Origin of the sequence: Brachyspira sp. SAP_772 (genome assembly GCF_009755885.1) — a bacterium.
Classification (GTDB): Bacteria; Spirochaetota; Brachyspiria; order Brachyspirales; family Brachyspiraceae; genus Brachyspira.
The window spans coordinates 1-656 of record NZ_VYIX01000224.1 but is presented as its reverse complement, the minus strand read 5'-3'; the positions used below and the strand labels follow the sequence as shown (position 1 = coordinate 656).

Annotated in this window: 1 protein-coding gene; it reads right to left on the bottom strand. The window is 27.1% G+C overall.

Annotated features, from left to right (window positions below; genetic code table 11):
* Window positions 1-246 precede the first annotated feature (246 nt).
* On the bottom strand, window positions 247-656 hold a 410-nt coding region (locus GQX97_RS13695; protein WP_255447432.1), incomplete at its 5' end, for an amidase family protein.

The window sequence follows — 656 nt, the reverse complement described above, 5'->3', positions numbered from 1 at the left end:
TTAATAACTAAAACTGTTGAAAATATACTGGAACATAAATAAACCAAAAAAGGCATTGAATAAACCAATAATATCATTTTATTTTCCCTCAACAAAATAATATAATAATATATAAATTATTTTTAAAAAAGATATAGCAAATCAATATTTTTATTTAATAATATGAAAAAATTTATTAATATAAAAATAAAGAGCTTAAACTATTAATAATAGTAAAAGCCCTTTATATTTTTATTAAAACTATAATTATTTGTAATTTATTTCATGAGCATAAGCCATTTTAAACATAGAAGCCTCATCAAACTGCTTAGCTATAAACTGTATACCTATAGGCATATTGTTTTTATCAACTCCGCAAGGCACGCTCATAGCAGGAAGACCTACCAAGTTAATATTAGAAGCATAACTATCTGCTAAGAAACCTAAAGCACTGTCTGTTTGGTCTCTTGTACCTAAAAGACCTGCAGTTATAGGAGAAGTTGGAGATATTATGATATCAACATTTTTGAATGCATTATCAAAGTCCATTTGCATTAGTTTTCTCACTTTTAGAGCATGCTGATAATGGCTGTAGAAGAATTTTTTACCAGTCATTAAAGTGCCAAATAATATTCTAGCTCTAGTTTCAAAAGCAAGACCAGCACTTCTTGAAGCAT